The organism is Castellaniella sp., assembly GCF_041677825.1.
Classification (GTDB): Bacteria; Pseudomonadota; Gammaproteobacteria; order Burkholderiales; family Burkholderiaceae_B; genus Castellaniella.
In genome coordinates this window covers 1-5,713 of the sequence record NZ_JBAYPG010000050.1, presented here as the reverse complement: position 1 = coordinate 5,713, position 5,713 = coordinate 1, and the positions used below count along the sequence as shown (strand labels likewise).

8 protein-coding genes and 1 other RNA gene are annotated in these 5,713 nt (G+C 62.2%); 4 read left to right on the top strand and 5 right to left on the bottom strand.

Annotated elements, in window-relative coordinates; all coding sequences use genetic code 11:
* The 5 genes from tolA to WCY17_RS14200 all read right to left on the bottom strand — a co-directional run.
* On the bottom strand, positions 1-741 hold a 741-nt coding region (gene tolA, locus WCY17_RS14220; RefSeq protein WP_372702844.1), incomplete at its 3' end, for a cell envelope integrity protein TolA.
* 26 nt (positions 742-767) lie between these two features.
* Positions 768-1,199 carry an ExbD/TolR family protein gene (locus WCY17_RS14215; RefSeq protein ID WP_372702843.1) on the bottom strand — a complete coding sequence of 144 codons (432 nt, stop codon included), beginning with the start codon at positions 1,197-1,199 and terminating at the stop codon, positions 768-770.
* Positions 1,199-1,873: a protein TolQ gene (gene tolQ / locus WCY17_RS14210; protein ID WP_372702842.1), complete on the bottom strand. Its 675-nt coding sequence runs from the start codon at positions 1,871-1,873 to the stop codon at positions 1,199-1,201. Before tolQ ends, WCY17_RS14215 begins: the two co-directional genes overlap by 1 nt.
* 4 nt (positions 1,874-1,877) lie before the next feature.
* Positions 1,878-2,300 (bottom strand): tol-pal system-associated acyl-CoA thioesterase, encoded by a 423-nt coding sequence (gene ybgC / locus WCY17_RS14205; protein WP_372702841.1) that lies wholly within the window; start codon positions 2,298-2,300, stop codon positions 1,878-1,880.
* Between the two features lie 48 nt (positions 2,301-2,348).
* Positions 2,349-4,112, bottom strand: a complete 1,764-nt coding sequence (locus WCY17_RS14200) for a proline--tRNA ligase (protein ID WP_372702840.1) — start codon at positions 4,110-4,112, stop codon at positions 2,349-2,351.
* 66 nt (positions 4,113-4,178) lie between these two features.
* On the opposite strand from WCY17_RS14200, the gene WCY17_RS14195 reads away from it, so the two are divergent.
* The 4 genes from WCY17_RS14195 (at position 4,179) to ssrS (ending at position 5,670) form a co-directional block, all read left to right on the top strand.
* Positions 4,179-4,739 (top strand): RNA pyrophosphohydrolase, encoded by a 561-nt coding sequence (locus tag WCY17_RS14195; RefSeq protein WP_372702839.1) that lies wholly within the window; start codon positions 4,179-4,181, stop codon positions 4,737-4,739.
* Positions 4,740-4,743: 4 nt separating this feature from the next.
* Positions 4,744-5,145 carry a hypothetical protein gene (locus WCY17_RS14190; protein WP_372702838.1) on the top strand — a complete coding sequence of 134 codons (402 nt, stop codon included), beginning with the start codon at positions 4,744-4,746 and terminating at the stop codon, positions 5,143-5,145.
* A gap of 2 nt (positions 5,146-5,147) precedes the next feature.
* A complete protein-coding gene (locus WCY17_RS14185; RefSeq protein WP_372702837.1) occupies positions 5,148-5,450 on the top strand; it encodes a cell division protein ZapA in 303 nt (100 codons plus the stop codon).
* 39 nt (positions 5,451-5,489) lie between these two features.
* Positions 5,490-5,670: non-coding RNA, 6S RNA (ssrS, locus tag WCY17_RS14180), on the top strand.
* The last annotated feature ends 43 nt before the right edge of the window (positions 5,671-5,713 follow it).

The window sequence follows — 5,713 nt, the reverse complement described above, 5'->3', positions numbered from 1 at the left end:
TTTCTCGGCGGCGGCTTTCTCGGCGGCGGCTTTCTCGGCGGCGGCTTTCTCGGCGGCGGCTTTCTCGGCGGCGGCTTTCTCGGCGGCGGCCTTCTCGGCGGCGGCCTTCTCGGCGGCGGCCTTCTCGGCAGCGGCCTTCTCGGCAGCGGCCTTCTCGGCAGCAGCTTTTTCGGCGGCGGCCTTCTCCTCAGCCTCGCGGGCAGCCTGTTCGGCCAGTTTGCGTTCCATTTCTTCGCGCGCCTTGCGCTCTTTGGCCAGTGCTATCTCCGCCTCTTCACGCGCCTGGGCGGCCGCCTTGGCTTCGGCTTGCATTTTTTCGATTTCAGCCTGGCGCTCGAGCGCCTGTTGGGCGGCACGCGCGGCAGCCTGCTGCGCAAGTTCTTGTTGTTGTGCCAGTTCGGCGGCCAGTTCGGCGCTTCGGTCGGGTACGGGTTCGGCTTCCGGCTGCGGCTCGGGCTCGGGTTCTGGCTCAGGCTCAGGCTCAGGTGCCGGTTCTGGTTCCTGCTCGGGTTCGGCGGCGTTCACTTCCGGTGTTTCAGCTGGGCTTGCCATGTCGGTGCCGCGGGCCCATAACTCGACCTGAACCGGACCCGGGTTGTCGGGGGCGCTGGAAAACCCGAACACCATGAGGAGGATCAGCAGGCCATGCGCCAGTACCGAGAGCAATACGCCGCGTTGGTCATCGCGGGGAGGGCGCTGGCTGCGCTTGCGTCGGGACAGATCTGGATCGGGATGGGTCATGAAGCAATTGTCGCCGTCGGGGTGCTTCAGGGGCGCGGCTGAGCAGTCTGGTTGACGAGCAGGCCCAGACGAGCGACACCTGCGTCACGCAACTGATCCATGATCTGCATGACTGTTTCGTAGGGAACCTGGCCATCGGCCGAAATCACGACGGGGGTATCGGGGGTGGCCAGCGCCTGGATCTCGGCAGGCAGGTTGGCCTTGTCGACTGGCCGAAATGACGTCGAACCTTCGCGCAGCCTTAGGGCCAGATGGCCCTGGGCATCGATCTGCACTTCCACGGGGGTGAGCGGTACTTCGGAGGCCGTGCCGACCGTGGGCAGTTCGATCTGGCCGGGCGTGATCATGGGCGCAGTTACCATGAAGATGACCAGCAACACGAGCATAACATCGATGTAAGGTACCACATTGATGTCATTGTTCAGGCGCCGGCGACGGCGGGTGTTCAATGTGTTCATCAGTGCACCTGCCGTTGCAGGATATTCAGGAATTCGTCGATGAAACTCTCGAAGCGCATGGCCAGCCTGTCGATCTTGCTGGTATAGCGGTTATAGGCCAGCACGGCGGGTATGGCAGCAAACAGGCCGATCGCAGTGGCAATCAGGGCTTCGGCAATACCTGGGGCTACCGCAGCCAACGTGGCCTGCTGCATCGTGGACAGGCCCATGAACGCGTGCATGATGCCCCAGACCGTGCCAAGCAGGCCCACATAGGGGCTGACCGAGCCCGTGGAAGCAAGAAAGTTCAAGTGGGTCTCGAGCGTGTCCACTTCGCGCTGAAAAGCCGCCTTCATGGCCCGGCGTGGCGTATCCAGCAAGGCATCGCCACGGTTCTGCGCGCGGCGTGACTTGAGGTATTCGGTCATGCCCGAATCGAATATCCGTGCCAGGGCACCGTATTCGCTGCGTCGGCTGGCGATGGCCTGCTGCAGCACCGTGAGATCGCCACCCGCCCAGAAGTCTTCCTCGAAACGGCTGGTCTGTGCATCGGCCCGTTTCAGCGCCGACCACTTGCTGAAGATGAAGGCCCACGACACCACCGAAGCGATCAGCAAAAGCAGCATGACCAGTTGGACGGGCAGGCTGGCATTGCCTATGAGAGAAAGCAGCGAAAGATCGCTATTGGCTTGCATTTGGTTACTGTGCCTTGTGCAGAAGTATGCGGAGGGTGGGAGGAATACGCACGGGTTTGAAACTGGTGGCATTGACGGCGCAGACCTGAATCCGCCCATCTGCCAGCACGGTGCTGCCGCGGCACGCCTGCTGGTCGAACAGCATCGAAGACGCCCCCAGTTCGCACATGCGTGTGCGGATCATGAGACTGTCGTCGAGTCGTGCCGGTTGGCGCCAGGCCACGTCTGCACGTCGGACGACAAACAGGATGTGTTCTTGTATCGCAAGCATGCGTTGGTCAAGCCCGAGGCCACGCAACCATTCGGTACGTGCGCGCTCGAAGAACTTGAGATAGTTGGCATAGTACACGACACCCCCGGTGTCGGTATCCTCGTAATATACGCGAACAGGCCATTCGGTGTAACGGGCGGGTGTATCGGCAGTCATGATTTTGGTGAGGCCTTGTGACAGGTTGGGGCGTGCGTCGCAACCGAGTCAAGCGGTATCCTGCAGACGGCCGGCCTTCAGCCTCTGCAGGACGTGCTCCAGGGCCTGGCGGATGGGCACCGTATCGGGCCGGGTATCCCGGCGTGCCTGGATCTCGGCTGCCCCGGCCTTCAGGCTGCGGTCCCCCAGGGTGACCCGCAGGGGGACACCAATGAGTTCCCAATCGGCAAACATGACGCCAGGTCGCGTATCGCGGTCATCCAGCACGACATCCACGCCCGCTGCGAGCAATTCCTGATACAGCTGATGGGCTGCGGTACGCACGGCCTCGCTCTTGCCCAGCCCGATGGGACAGATCACCACTTCAAAGGGCGCGATCGACAGTGGCCAGATCATGCCGCGCACATCGTGATTCTGTTCGATGGCGGCCGCGGCGATGCGGCTGACACCGATCCCGTAGCAACCCATCTGCATGACGGTCGGTTTGCCATCCGAGTCCAGGAACGTGGCATTCAGGGCATTGGAGTATTTGTCGCCCAGGAAAAACACATGGCCCACTTCGATACCCCGCTGAATTGCCAGCGTGCCGCCCCCCGGTGCCGGATCGCCGGCCATCACGTTGCGCAGGTCGGCCACCTGATCAGGCTCGGGCAGGTCGCGCCCCCAGTTGACCCCACTGAGATGGTAGCCGGCCTCATTGGCGCCGCAGACGAAGTCGCCCATCCGGGCTACCGTCGTGTCGGCAATCACCGTGATGCGGTCACGGGACAGGCCAACAGGCCCCAGATAACCCGGGACACAGCCAAAGGTCGCCTGGATTTCCTCTTCAGTGGCCATGCGCCAGCCGCCCTCGAGGCCAGGCAGCTTGCTGATCTTGGTCTCGTTGGCCTCATGGTCGCCACGGATCAGGAGCAGCCACAGGTGGGTGGCCTGGTCTGTGCCCTGGCCTGTGTCTTCGCCGGCCAGCACGATAGCCTTGACGGTGCGTGCCAGAGGCACGCCCAGTTGGGTCGCCACGATTTCGCACTTGTGCGCATCGGGTGTCGAGCGCTTCTCCAGGGGCGCGCCCGCGGCTTCGCGGGCAGGCAGCAGACAAGGCGCATCTGCCAGTTCGATATTGGCGGCGTAGTCCGTATCGGGGTTGTATACGATGAGGTCTTCACTCGTATCGGCAATGACCTGGAACTCGTGGCTGCGTGAGCCGCCGATTGAACCCGTATCCGCCGCGACAGCGCGGAAATTCAGGCCCAGGCGGGTAAAGATCCGCTGATAGGCATCGTACATTCGATCGTAGCTGATCCGGGCTTCTTCCTCATTGCGGTCGAATGAATAGGCATCCTTCATGATGAATTCCCTGCCACGCATCAGACCGAAGCGCGGGCGCCGCTCGTCGCGAAACTTGGTCTGGATATGGTAGAAATTCAGCGGCAGCTGACGCCAGCTGTGGATCTCGTTGCGTGCAATGTCGGTGATCACTTCTTCGGAGGTGGGCTGGAGCACGAAGTCCCGGTCATGCCGGTCGTGCAGGCGCAACAGTTCGGGGCCATAGGCATCCCAGCGCCCCGACTCCTGCCAGAGTTCGGCGGGTTGCACGATGGGCATGAGCAACTCGATGGCGCCCGCGCGATTCATCTCTTCGCGTACGATGGCTTCAATCTTGCGCAGGACCTTCAGGCCCATTGGCATATAGCTGTAGATCCCGCCGGCAACCTTGCGGATCATGCCCGCCCGGGTCATGAGCTGATGGCTGATCACTTCGGCCTCTGCAGGAGCTTCTTTCAGGGTGTTCAGGTGGTACTGGCTGGCGCGCATGGTCGAGATCCCGGTAGGTACGTATAATCGACGGTAATTGTATTGAATTCATGGCAGAGGTGGCCCATGCTGGATCGCGAAGGCTACCGTCCCAACGTAGGCATTGTTCTGGTCAATCGCAAAAACCAGGTGTTCTGGGGCAAACGCATCAAGGAGCATGCGTGGCAGTTCCCCCAAGGGGGTATCAAACATGGTGAATCGCCTGTGCAGGCGATGTACCGCGAACTGCACGAAGAAACTGGTCTGCAGGCAGAACATGTGCGCATTCTGGGGCGGACACGAGACTGGCTGCGTTACGATGTACCCGATCACTATGTCCGGCGCGAACTGCGCGGCCATTATCGCGGGCAGAAGCAGATCTGGTTCCTGTTGCGCATGGTAGGTCGTGATTGCGACGTGAGCCTGCGGGCCACGGCCACCCCCGAATTCGACGCCTGGCGCTGGAACGCCTACTGGGTGCCGCTCGATGCCGTTATAGAATTCAAGCGAGACGTGTATTCGCGGGCCCTGAATGAGCTCTCGGACCTGCTGTTTGCGCGCGGGCATGAAAATCGTTATTTGCGGCACCACCGCCGCTCCGAGGCGGCTGTTCTGGCACCTGCTTCGGCAGCTCAACCCAAGGTCTGAAGGCATGCTACAGGATCTAGACAAGCTGGCAACCCGGATACGGCAGGTCGTGGCCCTGTTGCAGCAGGCGCGTGCCGAATCCGAGGCACAGGCCGTGCGCATCCAGGGGCTCGAAGAGCAGCATCGACGGTTGCGCGAGCAGGCCGCCCAGGACCAGAAGGCGCTTGTGCAGGCCAACGAGCAGTTGGCGGAGCACGAAAAAGGCCTGCAGGTGGCACACCTCGAGTCCGAACGGCTGCGCAAAGAGCTCGAAGACCACCTGCAGGACAGCCAGGGTCGCGCACAGGCGCTTGCGCACCAGCTCGAACGCGCGGTCAGCGAGCGCGACCGCCTGCGCGCGGCTGCCACCGGGGCCCAGCAGCAGATCGAGCTCATCCTCGAGCGCCTTCCCGGCGCGGAGAACTGATCATGGAACGTGTGGATGTCTCCATTCTGGGGCGCGAGTATTCCCTGGCCTGCCCCGCTGATGAAAAACCGGCCCTGCTTGCGGCGGTGCGGCTGGTCGATCAACGCATGCAGTCCATCAAGGCGGCCGGCAAGATTGGCAGTGCCGAACGCATTGCCGTCATGGCGGCCATACAGACCGCCATCGAACTGCTGGCCATGCGAGCCCCGGATGGGCCCCTGGGGCAACTTGCCCTGGGCGATTTCAAGAGTAAAATCGAAGACATCAACGGTGTGCTCGATCAGGTTCCAGGGCTCTCCGTTTGACAGGTTTTTGCGCCCGGCGTTGCCGCCGGGGGTTTGATCAAGTCCCTGCCGTGTTCGTGACCAGGCCTATCATTCCTTGAACCAATGCCAAAGGCATCGGTTGCCGGATTGACAGGTGGGTGAGCTTCCTTCATCTGGATGGCCCAATACCTGGCTGATGGCGACCACCGTGAACCTCCGGTTCCGGGATGCCGGCCTTGACGGCACAGGCGGGGCATTTTTGGTTTCCTGGCGCTCATCCGCCGGGGTTCAAGCAAGAAGCC